Genomic DNA, 21348 nt, shown 5'->3' with positions numbered 1-21348 from the left:
TATATAAAATACTAATGAAAAACATAACTGTCAATCCCGTTCATGGTCGCTTTTGTTTTTAATTCACCCGCCGTCGTATCGGTCAGTCCATATACACGCACACGATACAGCCCCGTCCCCGTTGGTTCAACAACTGCACTAACGCCCAATTTGCTTTTTACATTTGCAACCTGGGTTTGTGCGGCCGATTCCGTGGAAAATGCGCCAAATTGAACGCCTGTGCCACCTGTTTTGTTTGGTGTGATTGCTGCACCTGTATATTTAGGCATTGCCTGACTGGTTGCGGTATTGTACGCCGTGGCGAATGTTGTCGCGTGTTGTGTTGTTGGTGTTGGTTGTTGTACCGCCGTCTGTTGTACTGGTGGCACATATGTGTTTTTTACAACTGGTTGCGCACCACTGTTCAACATTGAAAAACCACGATTTAACATCTGTGCCGCGACATTTGCGCGCACATCTTTGTTTTCTGCCCCCAACACCACCGACATTAAATGCGTATTTCCACGATGTGCAGTCGCAACCAACGAATACTTAGACTTTTTTGTGTATCCTGTTTTCATTCCATCGCAGCCATTGAATGATGTCAACAGTCGATTCCCGTTGGTGTATGTTTTTCCGTTATATGTCCAAGATTTTATTCCAAAGAAATGCCAATACTGTGGAAAGTGTTTATACACCGCCATTGACAGCAATGCAATATCGCGTGCCGTTGACATATGGTCATCATTTGGCAGTCCAGATGAATTTTCAAAATTTGTATTATTCAGTCCAATTTCGCGTGCGACGCGCGTCATTAAATCTGCAAATGATTCTTCCTGGCCGCCCTTCAGGTTTTCTGCCAACACACGCGCGACATCATTTGCGCTATATACAGCAACCGCCTTAATCGCGTCTTCTACGCGGATTTTTGAGCCCGCCGCCAGCCCCAACTTTACCGGTTCTGCATTTGCCGCCGATTGTGACACAATCAAATAATCATCCAACGACAATCGCCCATGTTCCAACGCATCAAACGTCAGATACAGTGTCATAATTTTTGTTAAACTGGCCGGATAGTTTAATTCGTTTGCGTTTTCTTGGTATAAAACGCGTCCCGTGTCCATATCTGCAACCAGTGCCGCGCGATATTGCGCGCCAAACGCGGACGCGCATAACACCAGTGAAAGTAAAGGAATTAACATTCTTCTCATACAAATTATGTTAGTAAAAAATAAATATCTGGGTCAACAAATAAAAAAACGCCCATTCGGGCGCTGTTTTATTCATCCAATGCCAATATAAATATCCCCAGTTCGTTTGCCCGCGAAATTACGGCCGGTTTGTTCACAACAAAGCATGTCTTGGTATTCACAACGATTCCGCGCAAATGTGCCGCTGCAACCGCGTTGACTGTATCAACCCCAATTGCCGGGATATCGATACGTAAATCCTGGCCAGGTTTTGTCATTTTTGCAAAAACGCCACTGGACCTGCGTTTTGATTTTCGCATTTCAACCACGCGTGCCAGCATGCGTGCCGTACCTTCGGCTGCTTCGACTGCGATAACCTGTTTGTCGACAACGACGGATGCGCCAATGTCCGCGCGGCCGATGGTGTGTGAAACCTCAATCGCGCGATCTATATTTTTTTTATCTGTTGCGCTGGGTTTAGTCTTGGTCTGAACCCCTGCTGTTTCAAATGTCAATTCAGGTGCTAAATCCTGGGCCGCGACAATTTCAAACCCTTGGCCCTCTAAAACCTTGTTAAATGCAACCGCCATAGAATCATACCCCCGTTGATGTTTTAATAATTTAATCAATGTCATCAGTGACCACAAATCGGGTCGTACATCTGAAAAGTTTGGATGTCCCAACGCGCCAACGAATGTAACACGTCGAATCCCACGTCGCCGGCATTCGCGTATTGCGCGCCCGCCACCGCCCAGACGAATTACCATGTCGGGATTTAATCGCATATCAACAAATCCACGCAGGCCAATCACAAACACGTCCCAACCCGCGCGTCGCAACGCATCCCGCGTAAAGAACGGCAGGTCCAACGCCCCCGCCACCAATGCTATTTTTTTATCTGTATTTTTTTTACGCATGACCATATCGTACGAATAAATCAGACTGGAATCAAGTTGCAATTTATGATAAAATTTTATTTGATATATATAATAACAGGTATAAACAGATGAAAAAAATATCCGTTCTGGCAATTTTAATGGCAACATTTGGTGCAAATGCCACCACATACGATGCTGATAAATTTCGCAGTGAAATTCTGCGTGGGGTCGATATGATTGGTGCGCGTGCAACCATTGATGAAACGCCAATAGACGCCCCTGGTGAATTGGGACGCGAAGTTTACGAAATCGCTGGCGTCGTTGCACCCGATGATATTCAGATGTATATCCCTACATCAATGTATGTGCGTATGGGTGGTGGTCTGAACCTGGGGTTTGCGACGGACAAGGCCACATTTGGTGGCGCCGAATTTGAGAGTTCGGGCAGTTATACAACCCAGATTGGACTGGGATGGAATTTATCGTCGTATGTTCGTACTGAAATTGATTTTATGGCTTCAACGCTTAAATTTTCTGACCTGGACGCACGCCGTGCAACGTACCAGACCGTGGGCGGAATGTTGTACTTTGATTTTGCGCGCCGCTATATCCAGACGGGCGACATAACGCGCCGTCGTACATTCGTACCATTTATGGGCATTGGCGCAGGGTTGGGTGTCTATGATTTCGAAGGCATGGGTGGCGCAGACGGATTTGTTATCGCCGCACCGCGTGCCACACTGGGATTCAATATTATGTTCACAGATCTGATTGGGATTGATATTGCGTACCAGTACCAGATGATGATTGGTAACGGATTTGGTTGGGACGTGCGTGCCGGTGGCGTGGACAATATCAGTAATATCATGGCGTCAATTCGTGTGAACTTTTAACAGGGACAGGGTCTAAAAATGAAAGCAAAGTTTATCTTACCATTTTTGTGTGCATTGCCAATGATGGCAAACGCGGCAATTCCATATCGTGTTGAGCAAATCAAAACGCCAGTTGCGCAAACGCCATCTGGCCTGGATAACGAAGCATACGCCCGCACACGTCGTTTCTATGTTGGTGGCATGTATAATTTCGCCATGTGGCAGGATTATACCGACGACAACAACATTGAAATCCGCGGCAAAAACACCCACAGTTTCGAAGGCTTTGCCGGTCTGCGCGTATATGATACGTTTCGCATGGAATTAAACTATCTGCGGACAAATGCCGAATATAATGATTTGTCCCTGACGGGCGACACGTTCCTTGTAAACGCGATTTTTGATGCGCGTATCGATAATATCTATCGCATATTCCGTTCGCAAATGATTGTCCCGTATGTCGGTGCGGGGGCTGGTCTGTCATGGAATTCGGCGGATGATGGGGTGCGACTGGATAAAAAGATTTCTCCGGTTGCCGCTGCGCTGGCGGGGATTAGTGTAGAATTCAGTTCGATATTTGCGCTGGATTTTGGGTACAGATATTTCTATATGTTTGCGCCGGGTACGGACGTGATTGAAAAATTAAATCCGTCATCGCACCAGTTCCGCGTTGGGGCGCGCATCAGTTTCTGATGGCCAAGACATGTCCATTTTTTAGTAAATGCGGTGGCTGTAAATTCGATTTTACAGCCACTGATTACAAGCAACAAAAATCCCGCGAATTGGCCCGCGTACCAAACGTAGGCGATGCGATTTGGATTGATGCCGGCGCACGACGCAGGGCCGACTTTGCATTCGCCGGTGGCGATTTTGGATTTTATGAACATGGCACAAAAAATATAATACCTGTGCGTCATTGTCCGAACGTGGTGGATGAAATAAACAATATTTTGCCAATGTTGGCGGCGTTGCCATGGGGTGGGGCGGGTGCGTGCCTGGTGACGCAATGCGACAATGGGGTTGATGTCGCAATCACGTCGTCTGTACCGTACTTTACGCCCGAATTTCGCGATGCGGCGATGAAATTACCCGCCATTCGCATTACCTGGAATGACAAGGTAATAAAACAAACCGAACAACCAACTGTGACATTTTCTGGCGTAACTGTTCCGTATCCGTCCGGCGCGTTTTTGCAGCCCAGCGTCGCGGGCGCAGACGCGTTGCGTGAATTGGTTGTATCGCGTGCGTCTGGCGCGCGCCGTGTGGCGGATTTGTTCTGTGGACTGGGGAATTTTACATTTGCACTAAATGCAGACGGGTTTGACATTGTTGGCACAGGCACAAAACGTGATTTGTTTTCGCATCCCCTGACGGTTGGAATGTTAAAGAATTATGACGCGGTTGTTATGGACCCGCCGCGTGCCGGCGCTGACGCGCAGTGTCGCGAACTGATTAAAAGCAATGTTGGGCGCATAATCTATGTTTCGTGCAATCCATCCACATTTATGCGCGACGCAAAAACGCTGACCCGTGGCGGCTATAAAATGACCGAACTGATACCCGTTGACCAGTTTGTGGGCAGTGCGCATTGGGAACTGTTTGCGGTTTTTGATAAACAGGACTAAAAAAATATGCGTTTTGCATAAACTTCTCGACAAAATGCTTGACTTTTGATATAAAAAGCATAAAATTTGCATAAACTTTTCGCCAAAACGGCAAAATGAACCAAAAACAATAAAACACAAGAGAAAGAAAATGAGCGAATATGCAATCTTTCAAACCGGCGGCAAACAGTATCGCGTTGCAAACGGCGATATTGTCAAGGTTGAAAAACTGAATGCGACCGGTACAATCGAATTCGACCAGGTTTTAATGGTCGGTGATAAGGTTGGCACACCATTTGTTGATGGCGCCAAGGTTATCGCAGAAGTAATTGAACAGAAACGTGCTGACAAAATTTTGGTGTTCAAGAAAAAACGTCGCCAGAATTATCGCCGCACCGCCGGTCATCGTCAGTTCATTACTGTTTTGAAAATCAAAGAAATCAAGGCATAAGGGGGCAGAACTATGGCACATAAGAAAGCGGGTTCCGCATCAATGAACGGACGCGACTCAGAAGGGCGCAGACTGGGTATAAAAAAATCTGGTGGTTCACGCGTAATCCCAGGTAATATCATCATTCGCCAGCGTGGTACATCTGTACACCCGGGCCTGAATGTTGGTATGGGCAAAGACCACACAATCTTTGCGAAAATCGCAGGTATTGTGAAATTCAAACGTGGTAACGGCGACCGCAGAACGGTTTCAGTTGTTCCCGAAGAAGCAAAATAATAAAATCCCGCAAATTGCGGGATTTTTATTTTCGTCGTTTACATAAAATCATCGCCATACCGTTCGTCATAACCTTTTGAATTATTTTATCGGGCATTAAAATTTTGCCATTTTCTATCTTAATCAATTCTGAATGTGACACACCCAATAATTTTGCGCATTCAAACCGCGTGATATTCATTGAATTACGTGCCATGCGCAAATAATTACCAAAATATTTCGCATCAACCAACAGTGTTGCCATTTGATTCCTCCCTTTTTTTATTTTGTTAAATAAAAAACCGCACAAAAGGCGGTTGGAGGTTAAGAACTATACAGATATAGTGCTGTTTATTTATATATATCACAGCCCCCCAACCAATTGTTGGAGAAAATTTAAAGTCTTCCGACTATCTGTAACGGGTTCTTACACCCCACACCGGTTTCCCAATGCCCCTATATTATAGCTGATATTTTTTACATATTCAATTACTTCGCTAAATAAAAGTTTAGTGGGATAATTTTTACAATTTTTGTTCACAAAAATTGTCATTCCTGCGCAGGCAGGAATAGGGTCTAGGAAATTTTGAAAATACTTATTTTGCGCACGCTGTGCGCGATTTATAGCCCCTATCCCCGCCTACGCGGGGATGACAAAAGTTCTTAATTTCTAAAAAAATAAATACCCCGCTAAACTTTTATTTAGCGAAGTATTCATGTCTCAAAAAAAATCCCCCATCCGAGCCCCGCGCAAACGAATGTTTGCGTGGGTGGACATTGGGGGATTTTTGTTATCAACAATTATTATTTAACTGTTGTTGTGGCGTTACGATTCCATTTCCAGACTTCTTCGCCAGAACCCTGAACCAATGGACGTTCCTTGCCATAAGAAATGGTCGAAATACGTTTTGCATCGATACCGTCGTTTACCAGAACGCTTTTCGCGGCGTTTGCACGACGTGCACCCAATGCCAAGTTGTATTCTGTTGAACCACGTTCGTCGCAGTTACCCGCGATTTGGATTTTCACATCTTCGTGGTTTTTCATATACAGTGCCTGACCCAACAGGTTGTTTTTCGCATCTTCGGAAATTTCAGCTGAATTAAAGCCAAAGAATACGCGCTGTTCGTTCAGATCAGCTGGTTCAACAATTGCAGAACCGCCACATGCAGCCAACAGGCCAGCAACGCCCGCCAACAAAGCAAAGTTTTTTAATTTCATGAAATTACTCCCTTGAGTTTCTGTTGCTCGTGGTATATTGTACTATAAAATATAGCAATTATCAAGGGGGAAACCAAAAAAATGTCCGATTACAATTTGCGCGATTTGGATTTGGCGGGTATTCGATGGGAAATTTCAGACACGCCCATAATGGCACCACGTGCCAAGCCGGTCCCAGAAACTGTGGATATGCCTGTGCGACCAACCGCGGCGACAATTGTCGCAGAAATCGGTCGTGCCGCCGCATCTGTTGTGCCGGCCGTCGCCCCGATTCAGACAATGTCAATTGATACTGTGCGCGCCATGGCGTCACGCCCAACCGATATGGAAACACTAAGCCGTATGATTGCCGAATTTAATCATCCGCTGCGTGCAACTGCGACCAATACAATCTTGCCACATATCGGCAATGGTCGATTGATGATAATAACGGATATCCCCGGGGCGGATGATGATGCGTCGGGTAACATTTTATCGGGCGCGACGGGCGAATTGATGGATAAAATGCTGAATGCCATTGGCGAAAGTCGCCAAACCGTATCAATTATACCAATGGTGTTTTGGCGCACCCCCGGTGGTCGCACGCCGTCCCAGACGGAATTAGACATGGCGCGCCCATTTGTTGATCGTGCAATCGAATTGTTGCGCCCACGGGTGATTTTAACCCTGGGGACATTGCCTGCAACGCAGATTGCGGATGTAAACCTGGCAAAATCGCATGGCGTGCCGGTTACGCTGACCTGTGGTGCGACATGTGTGCCAATATTTCACCCGAATTACTTGATATTAAAGCCCGCGGCCAAGCGCGATGTATGGAATGCGTTGCAAAACGTGCAAAATATCTTGAAAAGTGCCGAATAATAGTTAATAATTTGCGCATGTTTAATAAAGGAGCACACAATTAAACCCGTAAATAATCGTGATAATCGTCGTGACAACGCGCCACGTATGAATAACAAAATTTTTGCCAAATCTGTCCAGGTTATCAGCAATGATGGCCAGAATCTGGGCATTATGCCAACGTCCCAGGCGTTGCAAATGGCGATGGATTTGGGCCTTGATTTGGTCGAGATTAACGCAAACAACGCCACGCCAATTACCAAAATAATGGACTATGGCAAATTCAAATATGAACAGAAAAAACGCGCGTCTGAGGCTCGCAAAAACCAAAAAACAATCGAAATGAAGGAAGTTTGGGTCAAACCGTTTATCGAAGAAAACGATCTGAACATCAAAATGAAAAAGGTTTTTGAATTTCTGGATTCTGGTAACAAGGTTAAAATTGCCGTCATGACCCGCGGTTCTAAAAAGGTTCTGGCACGCGGCAAAGATGCCGTCCCAGAATTGTTCGCACGTATCCTGGAAATTATCGGCGATCGTGGCACATTGGAATCCAAATCCAAACCAGACGAACGAACAAAATCAATTATCGTCGCACCGACAAAATAAGAAATCCCGCAAACGCGGGATTTTTTTATTGCCTTAAAATTCTATTTTTCCATTTGTTGCAACCAAATCGGCCATCATTTCGATTGTGCCACCGGCTTCGCGTACAATCAGGTCGCCCGCCGCAATTTCTGCATAGTCCAATGGATCGGACACATACGCATCAAATTTACCCGCTGCAACCCATGCCAAATCCAGTGCCGGACATCCCGTACGACGCACATCGCCAATCAATGGTCGCGCATCAGACGTGTTGTATCCGATTGTTAATTCAGATTCTTCGGTCTGATTCGATGTTTTGATACGCGCCGAATGGAATGCCGAAAACACATATGCGCCATTGTCGGCCTCGGCATAATACAGGCGTTCGTCAATTGGTGAATAAACCAGTGCGATTTTTGTTTCGTCGTTTGAACGCAATGCCAATGAAATTGCAAAGTGTGGATTGCCACGCACAAAATTTGCCGCCCCTGACAGTGCCAACACAAATTCGTCGCGTCCATCGCCTGTGCGTGAAACGTTTGGTGTTAATAAACCCGCCGCCGGACGCACCAGCAACAGGTCATTAAGAATACTTTCTTCGATACGGTTGGCCGCCTTTTGCACAAAATCATGCGCGCCACGCAGGGATTGTTGCAGGCTTTCCACTTCGCCAAAATCGCGACGCAACGACGCCCCCGTACGCTGCAGCGCCATAAACATTTTGTTTAATTCAGTCGAACCTTTTATCAACAGTTCCATGTCGCCGCCCCCCGTAAAGCAGTATTTATTATTAAATTTAGAAGTTGAACCCAGCGAATTTTGATTTGAATTCTGCCGCGCGCTGGCCCTTTTCACCGGCGTTGGAACGCTGGCCTGTCCATGCGGAATGGTTCAAGTTATCTGTCGACAAAACCAAGTCCTTTTTTACAGAAGAATACATTTTTACTGTCTTGCCATCTGTGCGCGTGACGTTGATTTCGTGGTATTCTGGATGAATTCCTTGTTTCATGATATCTACCTTTGTTTGAATTTTAGCCCGCAAATTATACAAGTATTTTTACAGAAATCAAGCAATAATAGCATTCTAATATCGTCCAATACACCCCAGGTATGAATTCCCTGTGGATTCCAGGACGTTTATGAACTGGCTTGGGTTGTGACCTGAAAACAGTGCCAAAATTGTCCCCGCATCGGTTGCCAACATATCAGCCACCGTGGCGATACCCGAATTCATCTTTTTAAAGAACCCGCTGGCCGGATATATTTCCGCCGCCAACAATTGTGTCTGGCCGTGCGGTTTGGCGTTTTTATTTGATTCGATAACCATCAATTGGCATTCTGGCGATATGATTAATTTATCGCTGACCACTGCGTCCCCACCCAACAGTTCACCCCACCAACCGGTCGAACCACAAAATACAGGATAATAAATCGTGGCATTTGGGTTTTTGTCCAAAATCGCAGAAATGTCCACATCGTCTGTACAGACATCTGGCATAACCCCGGTCGTGTTATTGATTACTTTGCGCGCCAACTGGTATTCATTATCCCCAGTTGTTCTGCGTGGCCAATAAAGAATCGGAAACTTTGTTGTCATTGGTATGAATTATATCAGATTCGGATGTTACAAAAAAGGGGGCGTGGTTAAATAAAGGACTTGATTTTTTATTTTTTCATTGTGTCGTACCATTTTTTCAGGTTTTTCCACACAATTTCCATATTCTTTTTTGTCGTGTCATAGAAATTATTTGATATCTGGACGCTAAACAGTGTCTTGGACAGGGCTGGAATCATAGTCATAAACATCGCAATAAATATTCCCATCAATATGATAGTGACCAGGCTGTCATTGCGCATCATCAACGCGTCCATTAAAAATTTCGAATCGTTATTGGTCAGTGCCGTCGCCAATGCCGGTGCGCCCGCCCAATCGCCAAATATTGCGTTTAAAAACATTATTGCGAATGCAACAAATATACCTGTCACAGCCAAACCCAGTGTCCCAGAAATCACATAATCGATAATTCCGCGAATCGTATTTCCCGCCCCGGCCAGTGATATTTTCCACCCCTTGAACAGCCATGCCAACAACATCAGTGGCAACATTATCAAATCCAGCGACAGTGTTATAAATATTTCCAGAAAATACAGCGGGATTGGTAACAATGCCATAAAGAATAACACTAATATCGCCAGTCCCCCAAACAGCATAATTACATTCGGAAAGATTGGAATACCCCACATAATTTCGTGCATATAATCCGAATCGAATGCCATGTTCATCATCGTCCAACCAACTGTCATCCCCAGTCCTGTCATCTGGTGCACACCGGCCAATTCGCATGCCAGGTTGTGTCGCAGTTTTGGCGAAAACGCACCGCGATTCGCCGCACGTTCATCGATTGAAACCGGGTCTGCAATTGCGGTTGCAACAACACACGCGTCAAACTGATCATCATGTACAACCGCCCGATTTAATGACAGTCCCACGTTAAATATCGGTTCGATTGCGATTTCGGAAATTAAACGTGGCAATGGCGCAACCAGCAATGTTGACACAAATGCCAACTTTAACAGGTGTGTTGTAAATGTATTGGCCACAGACCATGGTTGTTCCACCTTTTGATTTAAAAAGTTATCCACCAATCGCCATGCAAACCAAATCGCCGACAGCATTACTGCAAACGGAATAATCACATGCCCCAGCGCGCTATAAATACGGGGCAACATATTGGACATTGTTGCCATAATATCCGCAAACATTTGGCATGACCAGCAACTAGAAAAAAAAGAATATGCCGCATTCATATCAACCGGTGCACTGGAACGATATATTGAAAAGCCGGCAATTACCCCCACGCCTGCGATGCCGCCGACAATAAACGGCGCAGCCGCCCCCGCCGTAAATGGCAGGAATGATAAAAACGTAATCCAAAATTTTTTCAGACGATTCATTGTTTTTAATTATACCACATTTTGTCCCAAATGTGATATAATTGAAAAGATAAATATAAATCAGAGAATGTATTTCATAAAAAAGTCTTTGTTAACCCTGATGTTTGTGGCGGTGTTTTTTGCGCCGATTCCTGCGCATGCAAACATAATTGATGCATTAAATTTATCGCCATTTGTTCCCATGGTTTTGGATGCGTTAATGATGGTGGCAACTGGAACATATGAATTCTTTGTTGGTACATCTGATAATCCGGGAATTATCCAAATTTTAATCTGGTTATTTCTGGGTTTCACATTAATGGTCAGCCTGGCAAAAATGTATATCCCAAAAAAGTGGTTGGGATTCATTGGCATTTCTGGTGGGGGCGAATTGGCGGATGGAAAAATCACCGGTTTCAAGGTTGTTGAAAACGTGGCCAAGCCTGGATTTCGTGCGGTTATTGCGTCTATTTTACTGTTACAGTTAAAGCCTGTATACATGACCGAATGGTTGGTTAACCCATTTCTGCAATTGGGTGCGGTGTACACCCACGCAATTACAGAACAGATTAACCAAGGGGGCATGTCTGCGCCCGACGTTGAATGTCCCGCCGACATTGTTGACAAGGCATGGATATCCGCAGATTCGTGTGAATTCTTGGTCCAACCTGTCTCCGACCTGTCACATGCGAACAATCAAATTATTAAGCGTGGTTTTGACTTTTTGACAACTGGTCTGCGTGGATTAATCACATTGATTCCGCATGGTGGCGAAGATTTTCTGAATTTAATAACCGGAATCCTGTTGATATTCACATTCGTATCCAGCAATATTTTCATGGCACTGCTGATTATCCAAGGCATATTTAACTTTGGAATGCAACTGATTTTATATCCGTTCTATGTACTGACATATGTATTCAAATCCAGCGACAAATGGCTGGACGTGTGGCCGGCATTTGGTGGTATTACCAAGGCCCTGCAACAATTAATTGTCACCATGATTGCGTGTTCGTTCATGTTGTGTATAAACCTGGCGATAATTCGGGCATTGTTCCAGTGGAACACGTCTGTCTTTGTTGTTGCGGCTGGTGGCTCGTCATACAGCAACGTCCCCACCGTTGCGAATGCTGCCATGGGATTTGGTGAACATTCGATTATGTGGCTGTCTGCGATATTGACATTTTATTTGATGTTGAAAATTTTCGACCTGACGCAGAAACAGTTAAATAAATATATCGGCAGTGGCATGGACGGCCTGTACAAACAGGTTAAGTCAGATGCTGGCACAATAACAGGCAATATAAAAAATTGGGGCAAATCTGTGGGTAAGGCGGTCGGTTGGATTAAGGGTAAAAAATAACAATGAATGAATGGCTGTCATCTTTGGTGGATTCGACGGTTCAGTGTTGGGGCTGTGGCGTGTTTGATCGCCTGTTCCAGATTGTGTCCGATGCGGCGGCCTTGGTATATGACAAATTTGCATATTTTTGCGTTGTTCTGTTCTGTGTCATGTTTTCGTTTTTTGTAATAAACGCAGTCTGGAAAACTGTGCGTGGCAATGTGTCCGATCCATTGTATGAAAAATCCATCCAACGCGTATTTGTTAATGCGATTATTTGTATTGGTCTGTTGGGTATGGGTGTTGCGTTGCCGCGGTTTATAACGACCGTTACGTTTGAACCCGTTGCCCAGGTTGCCCAAACATACACCGCTGCAATGATTAATCTGGATGACACGACCATTGAACAAAAGGTCACTTATCAACCCCAGCAAATGAGCACCGACGGTTTTTATCGCCCCCAATTGCGTGACAAAATTATTCTGCTGATGAAGACGACAATCACCCAATTCCAATCATACATGAAATTGGGCATTGCGGTAATGGATTCTGCGTTTACATGGCGCGCGTTACTGGGGGTGGGCAGTTTATTGAAACATATAATGTTGTTTGTTATGGGGCTGTATTTAACGTGGAGTTTCTTTAAGTTATTCTTTCGCTATTGCTGTTATTTTGCAGACATTATTATCGCGATGGCATATTTTGCATTTTTCTTTCCGCTGTCACTGATGTTGTTTGCGTTTAACGGTGCAGACAATGTGCCAAAATGGTTTGGTGGCCTGGGCAAAACAGTTGGCGTGAACCAGTTTAAAAATCTAATTAACGCGATTATCACGTTGGCGTCTGCGGTTATTACATACACAGTAATTATGGCGATTATTGCCAAGTTTTTTGCTGCGCCTGACGTATCCAGTGCGGATTTAATGAACGCAATCACAACGGGTGAAATATTTGACGCAGAATTAGATATGACAAATCTTGAAGCGATGACGTTGACCAGTTGTATTGTATTGGTGTATGTATTAAACTTTTTACAGGGTCAAATCCCCCAGGTTACAAAAATGGTTCTGTCTGTATTCGGTGTCAGTGAAAATAAACAGTTAAGTGAACAATTGGCAAATGATATGATGCAATTGACCCAAAACGTTGTCGATACAACCAAGAAAATTGGCGAAACAATCATCAGTGGTGGTGACAAAGACAAAGATAAAAAGTAATGTGGAAGGCTAAACTGATTTTAATTGCAGTTCGTTTTATTATGGGTGCGATTGCGCTGGGGCTGGGGATTTGGTATTTGTCATCATCACTCAGTGGCGCGGCCTTAACATATACCAGTATGGGGAACTTTTTAACCGCCGCCGGGGTTGAAAATGGCGATATCAGCAGTGCCAACGGCTGTTTTATGTGTCGATATATATCTGATTTGTTTTCGGTAATTGGTGATGCGACCGAACGTTTCTGGACATTGATGGTTGATAATCTGTGGGTTTTAATGGTTATTGGTTTTGGTATATTTTTGTTTATTCATACGGCCCAGTATATCTTTGATCACGCCAAGAAAACAATAAATTATGAAAAACCAACCGAACACAAAATCGAATTAAAGGCCTGGTGGGATAAAATCTGGAAACTGGCTGTGCGTTTGATGGTTGTTGGCGTTTTAATGGGCGCACTGGGAATGGGTGGAAACGCCGCCCTGCGCAGCGTATCCCAGATAACAATTACACCGGTCTTATATGTTGGGGCGGAATTGGGGATGTTGGCAACAGGTGTGTCTGATGCCGCGCAATGTGGTGCGTTGGAAAATCATGATACGGGTGACACGGCCGATATACTAAACCCAATCATGCAACCATTTATGTGTGTTATGGGAAATATCAACAGTGTAATGCTGGCGGGTGCGGCGGGCGGTTTTGCGTTAATGAATTATGCCTGGATGGATTTGGGTGGCGGGGCGTTTACATGGCTGGCGGGATTGACGCTGGTGCTGATGTTCTTGATAATCGGATTTGATTTATTTTTTCAGATTCTGTCAATCGTATTCAAACTGGTGTTTATAATAATATTTTTGCCATTATTGTTGGCTGCGTCTGCATTCGAAGGCACTTGGTCCAAGGCGAATAAACTGTTCAGTAATGCGATTGGTATGGTTGTATCATCTGCCGTGCGAATTATTGCGATTACGTTAAAGGTTCTGGTTATCTATGCGACGGTGTCTTTCTGTGCCGACATGTATTTCCCCGGCCCGCGTGATGGCTATACTGCGATTTTGCCACCAATGATGGGAATGCATGCCGAAAACCCAGATGCCCAGACGTTATCTGTAATGAACGTGTTTGCAACCTGTGAAAGTGTTGCATTGGTTAATGGTGAAATGGACAAAGATTTATTCAAAAGTTGCTTTACCGCCCGACGTGCCGAAGTGGAACGCACATACCCCGGCGCATTTGATTTTCTGTCTGACGGTTGGGATTTCCTGCTGATGATGGTGTTCTTGTTCTTTCTGTACTATTATGCAGTCAGTCCGAAAATCGACGGGTTATTGCCCAAGGGGTCGGTTAAATTACCAATCCCAGGCGAAGACGCAAACGTATCCACCGGGGAACAGTTTGACTATGGTGCATGGGTGCATGACCTGGGCCAGAAATTATGGGCTGTACCTGTCCAGATAACCGAAAAAATTACCAAGGCGATGGAAAAGAAATAATGAAAGCGTTGCGAAAAATCTTGTCTAAAATATTCATCGTTGTTTTGGCGATTGGGTTGGTGTCATCTGCATTTGGGGCATCAGCGAATTTGCCAATGGGTGACATTGGTGATTATGGTTCGTGGGCGACCGACAACAATCGTGAAAAATTCACATCACAGATTTCAACCGATATTGAACAGTTTCAGGGTGATTTTCAGGCGCAATTGGTTCGTGACTATGTCCCGATAGAGGCGAAAATCGGTCTGGCCTTTATGAACGCATTATCATTTGTTTCAGATGTATTGGATTCGTCCCTGGTGCGATTTGTAATTATATTTATGTTTATTGCGTTTGCATTTTGGATAATGTTTGACACGTATAACATGATGCAATCGGGCAAGGGCGACATCCAAAAACACCTGACGGAAATTGTGAAAAAGGGAACTATGATTGCCGTCTGGGTTATCATACTGCGATTTGGGCCGGCGAAAATTTTCATGTGGATAATGGGCCCAATTGTCAGTGTCGGCACATACGTATCTGATATGATATTGGGCGCAGTCGCCCAAAGTGCGGGCGCAGATTTACCCGATACGTGTGCCGCCATTCGTGAATATGCCATTGCACACACATCACCAAATAATATTGTTGATGCGACGGCTGCGGCGGATATGCTGTGTGTGCCGACACGTATGTCTGGATTTTGCTATACAGCGATTGCAGCCGGTTGGAAATGGATAACCGCCGGAATTGGCACCAGTGCTTTTTCAGTCATCGGCGGAATTGTATTTATTGTGGCATTTATAATGCTGGCGTGGAAATTTGCGTTTATGGCACTGGGGGTAATCGCAGATTTGTTTCTGGGGGTTATGATGTTGCCGTTTACCGCCCTGACACAAACCATTGGCAAAACCGCGTACAAAGGCATGGCGGGCAATATATTTAATCAGTTCCTGGGAATATTTTCCGCCGAATCATTGGATAAACAGATTGAGCGTTTTGTTCAATCGGCACTGTATTTTGTATCGCTGTCCATTGTTGTTGCATTTTGTGCGGCATTAATGTCGGGGGTGGTTGATACAAACCTGGCGTCCCGTGTGCCAAATTTGCAGCCTGGCGGATTCTTGGAAACAGCGTTGGTTATTGCGTTAACCTGGTGGTTTGCAAATCGCGGTATGGAAATCGCGGGAAACCTGGGGGGCAAAATCACGACCAAGGTTGGCGACCAGATGCGTGGCGACATAACAACATTATGGAAAAAAACATCCGGCACAGCCAAAGATTGGTGGAAAATCATCCGTTCCGGCAAGAAATAATCACGGTTTTAAAACAATGGCGATCGTGTCGATACTATCACCATTATTTGCTGAAAAATTGTTGGTTGTATGATGCCTGATATAATTTTTTGATATTCTGCCTCGGACTCAATCATCAAATGATTGCACATAATATACACCGGGATTTTTTGTTCCTGTCTTATTTGTTCAATTCGTTGTCCAATGCCCATATTCAACCCCCACGATATAAAACAAAAAACCGCAATTGGAAATCAAAAGCGGTTGGAGTTTAAGCACAATTTAAACGAAATTGCGGGCTTATTCAATATATTCACCACACTCCAACCAATGGTTGGAGATTTATCGTCTTTTCAGACGCGTTTAAATAGGTGCTTAATCCCAACACTGGAAATCCCCCAGTGCATAATAATTATATATCGCATAATACAAAAATACAAATGCTAAGATAAACTTTTATTTAGCGAAGTATTCCTATCTCATGTTTCTTGTCTCATATCTCAAAAAAATCCCCCGAACGGGGGATTTTAATTTACCACAATTTTACACGTTCGCCCGGTGTGATGTACATTGCATCGTCTGGTTTGATATCAAACGCCTGATACCATGCATCGATATGGGGTAAAATACCATTTACACGATTTTTGCCCAACGAATGTTCATCAACCTTGGTCAGGCGAATTTCTTCGGCCGCGCGAATGTTTTGCGCCCACGCGCCGGCATACGCGATAAAGAACCGACGATCTGCGCTGATATTTTCGGCGTCCCCTGTCTGTGTGCCAAACTTTTTATATGCGTCAAACGCGATTGACACACCGCCATAATCCGCCAGGTTTTCGCCCAATGTAAATTCACCGTTGGCGTTAACTTCGTCGTTAATTTTAATTTTGTTGAAAAATTCCTTCATAACATTTGCGCGCACTTCAAAACGTGCTGAATCCAATGTTGTCCACCAATCTTTCATATTTCCGTCCTTGTCAAAATGGCGTCCCGAATCATCAAATCCATGCGTCATTTCATGGCCAATAACCGCGCCAATTGCGCCATAGTTAAATGCATCATCCGCCGCCATATCAAAGAAAGGATATTGTAAAATTCCCGCCGGGAAACAGATTTCATTTGTTGATGGGTCATAATACGCGTTTACTTCGTGCGCATTCATATACCAAATGCTTGGGTCTTTTTTCTGTCCAATTTTTTCAATCCAGAACGCATCTTCGAATTGTGCGACGCGCACCATATTTTCCCACAGTGAATCGTTTTTGATTTCCAGTTTTGAATAATCGCGCCATTTGTCTGGATAGCCAATTTTTGCACGAAATGTTGATAGTTTTTCCAACGCCTTTTGCTTGGTTTCGTCTGACATCCATTTCAGATTTTCCATACGTGCCGCATACGCCATTTGCAGATTTTTTACCAACGTCTGCATGCGATGCTTGGCGTCGGCCGAAAAATACTTTTCAACATACAGTCGTCCAACTTCTTCGCCCAATGAATCATCAATCATGGCGACCGCACGTTTCCAACGTGGTTTTGGTTCTTTCTGACCGGCCATTGTACGATTATAGAAATCAAACGAAATATCATACGTTTTATCGTCCAGCACTGAATCCGCCGCACTGATAATACGATATTTTAAATATGTTTTAATCAATTCAAAATCCGTATCGTTCATAATCGCGATTGATTCTGTGATTGCCTCGGGTTGGGCAATATTTATAAATTTCGCCGCCGTTGCGCCACGTGCAGATAAGAAAGCATCCCAATCAAACCCTGTAAACTGTTTTTTGACTTGTTCGATACTCATTTTATGATAGTTCGCATGTGGATCGCGCAGTTTTTCCTTGGGATAGAATGACTTGGCCATTCTTTCTTCCATTGCATATAACTTATCCACATCCACTTTGACGCCAAAGTTGCCCATTTGTTTTTTTATAAATTCCTTGTACTTTTTGCGAATTTCAATTGATTTGGCATCCTTATCGAAATAGTAATCACGCGACAGTCCCAATCCGCCCTGGCCAATATTATACAGGAAATGTTCGCTGTCTTTTTCATCCAATGCCACACCATCGCCCCAGAATGCGGCAGAAAACGTGAACGTTTTCCCCATATAAGATTCCAAATCCCCGCGTGTCAGTTTGTCTATTTCATCCAATTGTGGCTGAACGGGCTTTACCCCATCTGCGTTCAATTTTTTTTCATCCATTGCGATTTTGTACAGCGCGCCAATTTTGCCGCCGTCATTTTCGGCAATTTCGCGTGTCCGTTCCAGGTTTGTGTTGCGTAAAACCTCGAACGCGCCAAATCTGGCATAGTCATCCGGAATCGGGTTGCGTTTTTGCCATCCGCCATTTGCGTATGCATAGAAATCGTCGCCCGCTTTGACTGTCATATCCATGTTTTCTAATTTTATACCCGCCATAACAACTTTCTCCTTTGTGTAAAAATATGCCCATGCAACCGTTGCAACGACTGCGATAATGCCGATTAAGTTCCAAAATTTACTGTCCATTTTACTTCACCAAATTTACGATTACATCATCCAGAATCAGCATTCCCTGTGGGGTTGCTGAAATTCGTTCCCCATTAATTTGAACCAGGTCCGGATGATTCTTTGCCCAGTTCATATCAATAACGTTTTTCGTCGCCCCTGTCAACTGGCAACCGCGAACGGTGCGCATACCGGTTATTACAACTTCGACCGCACGTGTGTCGTCTGATATCGGTTCAAATTGCGCGTGATTCCCCCTTTGTTCATACCACACGTTGTCAATTAAGATGCGTCCCGCCGCGCCGCGCCCAATCCCAATGTATGGTTGTCCATCCCACACATTTTGATTATGTTGGCATTCTGCCCCCGGGATTGCATAATTAGAAACCTCGTACCGTGGGATGTTCAAATTATCGCCGATTGCCATATACATCTGTGCCATTGTGTCATTATCCGGCATTGGCAAGTTCATTTTGCCAAATGGTGTGTTGGCCTCTATGGTCAGTTCATACATCGAACAGTGCCCCAGCCCCAGTCCATTTATCTGCCTGCATGTTTTGATTACGTCATCCACCGTGTCATTTGGCAATCCATATATAAAGTCCGCCGACACGCGCAGTTCCATATCCTGGGCGATTTTTATCAGTTTTAATGCATCCGCCACACTGTGCCGCCGCCCCAGGAAACGCAGCCTGTCGTCATCCAGGCTTTGTACCCCAATGGACAATCGATTAACCCCCGCCTTGCAAAACGCGCGCAGTTTTTCCGCATCCAGCGTCCCTGGATTTGATTCAATTGTAATTTCTGCGTTCGGCACAACATTAAAGTTTTTACAGATTGTATCCATAATTCTTTCAAAACAATCAATCGGCATCAGTGACGGTGTACCACCACCAAAAAATATTGTCGGGATATCTATTTTGCCCATTTTCTGGGCCCAAAACATCAGTTCTGCACATATGCTATCACTATACGTACGCCAGTCTGGCGATTCACATGCCACCGACATAAATGCGCAATAATTGCACTTGGACATACAGTATGGCACATGAATATAAATGTTGTGGGGCGCATTTTTCATATCTGCCACATTGTACACCGCCAAAAATCATGTGCAAGGGGGAAATGAAAATACTTTTATGCGCCACAATTTTGTGTTATAATACACACAACGATATTTATATGAAGGCAGGGAAGGTATCATTTTTATCGCTGATTTTTGCGCCATTCGTTGCGTTTGCCGCGAACGAGGGTGTTCCCTCGTACTATCAGTCCCAAACTGCGCCGACCGCAAATCAGATGTCATATGGTCGCTATGCGGACCAGGGCTACACCAAATATGTTGGTAAATCCGGCAATAAACAGGTTGTCGGGTCACGTACATATTCGTACCAGGTTCCGCGTCCCGCGCCCGTGCCGACATTTTCCGGCACAATGACAACAAACGGCATCGCAATGCCAACCGAAACCGAACCTGCAACGTCGATTTATGCGGGTTATTCGCGTCGTTTTGCGGACTTTGAATTTGAAACGGGTGTAAATTCCATTTTGGAATGGGATGATATGATTTGGAACGAAATCCGTGTTGGCGCACGTCATAATTTCAGCCTGCGCGATTTTGACTTGTCTGTTTATGGGGAATACGCATACGGTGATATGTCGCACGGTGGTTTGTCGATGGACTATGACCTGAAACCGTTCGAAGCGCGATACCCTGAATACGGAATATTTACAATTTCCATGGGGGATCAGTCCGGGCGCAGTAACTATTTCCGGTTTGGTATATCCGCGCATCATATCTGGGATATTGGTGGGTGGAAATTATCGCCAACCTTTGGATATGAAATATTCAAGCACAACTTGGAAATGTCCAATCATTATTACCCGAACCCCGGCGTCTATCTGCCATTGATGACCCAGGATGGTTTTTATGTATTTGGTAATGACATTGGTGAATATTTTGCAGTTCCAATTGGGGCAACCCCACCTGACGATTGGTACCAGGTCTGCATGTCGCCCGAGGATATTAAATTAGTCACCAATCCAATCAATTCCACCGGTGCGGTAAACGGTTTCCCATACCTGGGTGATTCCCTGACGACGGGGGATTACAACATCAACATGGGTACAATTCCATGGGGTGTTACATCGGGTGAATGTGTAATTATTGGTGGTGATGGCCCTATTGTGGTCGAAGGTACAACCCATATCTACAACACAACCTGGTCTGGTTTTTATGTCGGGCTGGAAGTTGAAAAGCAAATGACATTGCGCGATCACTTGCGCCTGTACATGCAGGTTGGTCTGCCCAAATATTCATCCGAAGGTATATGGCCCAACCGTACCGATTGGCAACAAAACCCCAGTTTCCTGGACGAAGGCAGCAATGGCGCATATTCATATACCGCCGAAATGGAATATAATTATAAATTGTCCGATCGTGTAAAATTATCGTTAAAGGTTGACACCAATTTATTCCATGTTGGTAAAATCGGTGGCGAATTGTACGTTGCTGAATACAGTTATTATGTAACTGATGAAAATGGCCAATATGTTATGGATACATACTATGATTCAAATGGTAATCCATACCAAGTTCCACGCCTTGACACGGTCGAGGCCCACACCGAAAAAGTATCGGATTCATTAAAGCGTGCCACATGGCAGTCCTTTGGAATCCATCTGGGTGTAAAATACGCATTTTAATTAAACGGGG

At 44.6% G+C, this 21348-nt stretch carries 22 protein-coding genes; 12 read left to right on the top strand and 10 right to left on the bottom strand.

Features of this window, described 5'->3' with window-relative positions; genetic code table 11:
* Positions 1-11 precede the first annotated feature (11 nt).
* Together E7008_02415 and E7008_02410 are read right to left on the bottom strand one after the other, a co-directional pair.
* Entirely contained in the window at positions 12-1190 is a 1179-nt protein-coding gene (locus E7008_02415) for a hypothetical protein (GenBank protein MBE6456773.1), read from the bottom strand.
* A 68-nt stretch (positions 1191-1258) separates the two neighbouring features.
* Positions 1259-2236: a DUF1009 domain-containing protein gene (locus tag E7008_02410; protein MBE6456772.1), complete on the bottom strand. Its 978-nt coding sequence runs from the start codon at positions 2234-2236 to the stop codon at positions 1259-1261.
* Between E7008_02410 and E7008_02405 the strand changes: the two genes are divergently transcribed.
* The 5 genes from E7008_02405 (at position 2206) to E7008_02385 (ending at position 5250) form a co-directional block, all read left to right on the top strand.
* Entirely contained in the window at positions 2206-2940 is a 735-nt protein-coding gene (locus E7008_02405; protein MBE6456771.1) for a hypothetical protein, read from the top strand. The genes E7008_02410 and E7008_02405 overlap by 31 nt on opposite strands.
* An 18-nt stretch (positions 2941-2958) precedes the next feature.
* Positions 2959-3612: a porin family protein gene (locus E7008_02400; GenBank protein ID MBE6456770.1), complete on the top strand. Its 654-nt coding sequence runs from the start codon at positions 2959-2961 to the stop codon at positions 3610-3612.
* Complete coding sequence (locus tag E7008_02395) at positions 3612-4544, top strand: class I SAM-dependent RNA methyltransferase (GenBank protein MBE6456769.1); 933 nt, start codon at positions 3612-3614, stop codon at positions 4542-4544. The genes E7008_02400 and E7008_02395 overlap by 1 nt, the downstream gene beginning before the upstream one ends.
* 130 nt (positions 4545-4674) lie before the next feature.
* Entirely contained in the window at positions 4675-4974 is a 300-nt protein-coding gene (rplU, locus tag E7008_02390; GenBank protein ID MBE6456768.1) for a 50S ribosomal protein L21, read from the top strand.
* A gap of 12 nt (positions 4975-4986) precedes the next feature.
* Positions 4987-5250 (top strand): 50S ribosomal protein L27, encoded by a 264-nt coding sequence (locus E7008_02385; protein ID MBE6456767.1) that lies wholly within the window; start codon positions 4987-4989, stop codon positions 5248-5250.
* 25 nt (positions 5251-5275) lie between these two features.
* Here E7008_02385 and E7008_02380 read toward each other — a convergent pair whose 3' ends face one another.
* Together E7008_02380 and E7008_02375 are read right to left on the bottom strand one after the other, a co-directional pair.
* Positions 5276-5494: a helix-turn-helix transcriptional regulator gene (locus E7008_02380; GenBank protein ID MBE6456766.1), complete on the bottom strand. Its 219-nt coding sequence runs from the start codon at positions 5492-5494 to the stop codon at positions 5276-5278.
* A 539-nt stretch (positions 5495-6033) separates the two neighbouring features.
* Positions 6034-6450 carry a peptidoglycan-associated lipoprotein gene (locus E7008_02375; GenBank protein ID MBE6456765.1) on the bottom strand — a complete coding sequence of 139 codons (417 nt, stop codon included), beginning with the start codon at positions 6448-6450 and terminating at the stop codon, positions 6034-6036.
* A gap of 81 nt (positions 6451-6531) precedes the next feature.
* Between E7008_02375 and E7008_02370 the strand changes: the two genes are divergently transcribed.
* A complete protein-coding gene (locus tag E7008_02370; protein MBE6456764.1) occupies positions 6532-7311 on the top strand; it encodes a hypothetical protein in 780 nt (259 codons plus the stop codon).
* Between the two features lie 87 nt (positions 7312-7398).
* Positions 7399-7899, top strand: a complete 501-nt coding sequence (locus E7008_02365; protein ID MBE6456763.1) for a translation initiation factor IF-3 — start codon at positions 7399-7401, stop codon at positions 7897-7899.
* A gap of 33 nt (positions 7900-7932) precedes the next feature.
* Here the strand turns inward: E7008_02365 and E7008_02360 are convergent, their stop codons facing one another.
* The 4 genes from E7008_02360 to E7008_02345 all read right to left on the bottom strand — a co-directional run bounded on the left by E7008_02360 (position 7933) and on the right by E7008_02345 (position 10833).
* Positions 7933-8637, bottom strand: coding sequence for a hypothetical protein (locus tag E7008_02360; GenBank protein ID MBE6456762.1), 705 nt, complete (start codon positions 8635-8637; stop codon positions 7933-7935).
* 37 nt (positions 8638-8674) lie between these two features.
* Complete coding sequence (rpmE, locus tag E7008_02355; protein MBE6456761.1) at positions 8675-8887, bottom strand: 50S ribosomal protein L31; 213 nt, start codon at positions 8885-8887, stop codon at positions 8675-8677.
* A 75-nt stretch (positions 8888-8962) separates the two neighbouring features.
* Positions 8963-9475 carry a hypothetical protein gene (locus E7008_02350; GenBank protein MBE6456760.1) on the bottom strand — a complete coding sequence of 171 codons (513 nt, stop codon included), beginning with the start codon at positions 9473-9475 and terminating at the stop codon, positions 8963-8965.
* A 68-nt stretch (positions 9476-9543) separates the two neighbouring features.
* Complete coding sequence (locus E7008_02345) at positions 9544-10833, bottom strand: hypothetical protein (protein ID MBE6456759.1); 1290 nt, start codon at positions 10831-10833, stop codon at positions 9544-9546.
* A gap of 67 nt (positions 10834-10900) precedes the next feature.
* Here E7008_02345 and E7008_02340 point away from each other — a divergent pair, with 67 nt between their 5' ends.
* Genes E7008_02340 through E7008_02325 form a run of 4 tightly spaced genes read left to right on the top strand, consistent with a single transcriptional unit; the run spans position 10901 to position 16159 of the window.
* Positions 10901-12175: a hypothetical protein gene (locus E7008_02340; GenBank protein ID MBE6456758.1), complete on the top strand. Its 1275-nt coding sequence runs from the start codon at positions 10901-10903 to the stop codon at positions 12173-12175.
* A gap of 2 nt (positions 12176-12177) precedes the next feature.
* Complete coding sequence (locus E7008_02335) at positions 12178-13371, top strand: hypothetical protein (protein MBE6456757.1); 1194 nt, start codon at positions 12178-12180, stop codon at positions 13369-13371.
* A complete protein-coding gene (locus E7008_02330; GenBank protein MBE6456756.1) occupies positions 13371-14861 on the top strand; it encodes a hypothetical protein in 1491 nt (496 codons plus the stop codon). Before E7008_02335 ends, E7008_02330 begins: the two co-directional genes overlap by 1 nt.
* Positions 14861-16159 (top strand): hypothetical protein, encoded by a 1299-nt coding sequence (locus E7008_02325; GenBank protein MBE6456755.1) that lies wholly within the window; start codon positions 14861-14863, stop codon positions 16157-16159. The genes E7008_02330 and E7008_02325 overlap by 1 nt, the downstream gene beginning before the upstream one ends.
* A gap of 511 nt (positions 16160-16670) precedes the next feature.
* Here E7008_02325 and E7008_02320 read toward each other — a convergent pair.
* Together E7008_02320 and hemW are read right to left on the bottom strand one after the other, a co-directional pair.
* The gene (locus E7008_02320) at positions 16671-18653 is read right to left on the bottom strand and encodes a M13 family metallopeptidase (GenBank protein MBE6456754.1); all 1983 of its coding nucleotides are present in this window, start codon (positions 18651-18653) and stop codon (positions 16671-16673) included.
* Between the two features lies 1 nt (position 18654).
* Complete coding sequence (hemW, locus tag E7008_02315) at positions 18655-19722, bottom strand: radical SAM family heme chaperone HemW (GenBank protein MBE6456753.1); 1068 nt, start codon at positions 19720-19722, stop codon at positions 18655-18657.
* A gap of 92 nt (positions 19723-19814) precedes the next feature.
* Between hemW and E7008_02310 the strand changes: the two genes are divergently transcribed.
* A complete protein-coding gene (locus tag E7008_02310) occupies positions 19815-21338 on the top strand; it encodes a hypothetical protein (GenBank protein MBE6456752.1) in 1524 nt (507 codons plus the stop codon).
* The last annotated feature ends 10 nt before the right edge of the window (positions 21339-21348 follow it).

This window comes from Alphaproteobacteria bacterium (assembly GCA_015062495.1).
In the GTDB taxonomy this organism is placed as follows: Bacteria; Pseudomonadota; Alphaproteobacteria; order Rs-D84; family Rs-D84; genus Enterousia.
The sequence above is the reverse complement of the archived record's forward strand: the minus strand, read 5'-3'. Positions and strand labels throughout refer to the sequence as shown.